General features: G+C 35.7%; 3 protein-coding genes. All 3 read left to right on the forward strand.

The genetic code is table 11. The features are described 5' to 3' along the window. Positions 1–257, forward strand: a 257-nt coding sequence (locus tag Q9Q35_RS01250) for a DUF4355 domain-containing protein (RefSeq protein WP_304651790.1), incomplete at its 5' end; no start/stop codon positions are given. 13 nt (positions 258–270) lie between these two features. Beyond that, entirely contained in the window at positions 271–558 is a 288-nt protein-coding gene (locus Q9Q35_RS01255) for a hypothetical protein (RefSeq protein WP_304651791.1), read from the forward strand. 162 nt (positions 559–720) lie between these two features. Beyond that, a complete protein-coding gene (locus Q9Q35_RS01260) occupies positions 721–867 on the forward strand; it encodes a hypothetical protein (RefSeq protein WP_304651792.1) in 147 nt (48 codons plus the stop codon). Positions 868–1,368: the final 501 nt, after the last annotated feature.

Here is a 1,368-nt window from a genome sequence, read left to right on the forward strand (position 1 = left end):
ATCGTATCGAAGCACAAAAGCAATTAGAAGAGCAGAAACTACCTGCAGATCTTGTTGATTTGGTATTGACTGATGACGCTGAAAAGACGCACAGCAATATTCGCAAACTTGCTGAGTCAGTTGATATGTTGGTCAAAGCACGAGTCGAAGAGCTATCTAAGACGGATAGTCCAAAGGAAAGTGCAGGTTTTAAAACTAGTGACAACTCAATGAATGATATTGCTAGCTTTGCACAAACCAATAGATTAATTAAATAGAGGAGGGCTTACAATGCAACAAACATTTGATCCAAATAACGTAACACTTTTACAAAAAAGAGATGGGAGTATCCCAGAAAAGCATGCGCTCTTAACGATCCAAGAGATCATGCAAAATTCAAAAGTCATGCAACTTGGTAAGTATGAAGCTATAGATGGGTTAGAAAAGAAATTTGATGTCTTCGTTAAAGGTGGCGGAGCTTACTGGGTAGATGAAACTCAAAAGATCCCAACGACCAAAAGCGAATGGAAGACAGGCGCTTTTGGTCGTTTTTTAGTATACGGAGGGATGGATATGTGAAGTCTAATTCCTACACTACGCAAATATGTTAGGTATTTTGGATCGGCAGTTCTATCAGATTGTGAAAATGCAGTCTGATGATAGTCAATATTAAAGGAGTTGAGTTTATAGGTGTTGTTCCGCCTGAAAATAGCATACTCAATCACCCAAGAAAATTTACTAATGCAAAAAGCTTACAAAGTAGCCAAAGAAGCTAGAGACTGGTTACCGTTGATATGTAAAGGCATTCCATGTGGGATGTTTTTTTCTTTTGCCCATATGCTGGCAGCGTTAGAAGTTGCAAGGCAAAACAGTCAAACAAGACTTTAAAAACTTTGGATCAAGAAGAACAAAACGTACAAAAACATGCACAAGAGCAAACATCTGAACAATAGGAAAAGATATTTATACGTGATTTAGTCAAGAGAAAGAAGATGAAAAATGGGGCAAGGATCGGATAATGTAGAAATTGGATACTTATATTTTGATGCTAAAGATTACTTGATTAAGCCAGAAAAAAATTTCTGAATTATATAAATTGTTTGAACGATATGTAGGCAAGAACTCAGGTGTAAATAGGTTAACTGTTACTGATAGAAATTACGATCATATCGATAATAGAATTTTGCTAGTTATTGCGGAAAGCTCGGCTTATACGTTTGATGGGGAAAACATTGAGGGATTTATCATGGGATTAGCAAAGTACATTGGCCATACACGCGAATATGCTCCTTACAATTATACATAGGTACAGTTATTAAGAAATATAAGGATGAGAACTATTATGTGAATTGTTGATTTATTTTTTAACGATACTCTTTTTATTTTTGA

Origin of the sequence: uncultured Ligilactobacillus sp., from assembly GCF_948826705.1 — a bacterium.
Lineage (GTDB): Bacteria > Bacillota > Bacilli > Lactobacillales > Lactobacillaceae > Ligilactobacillus.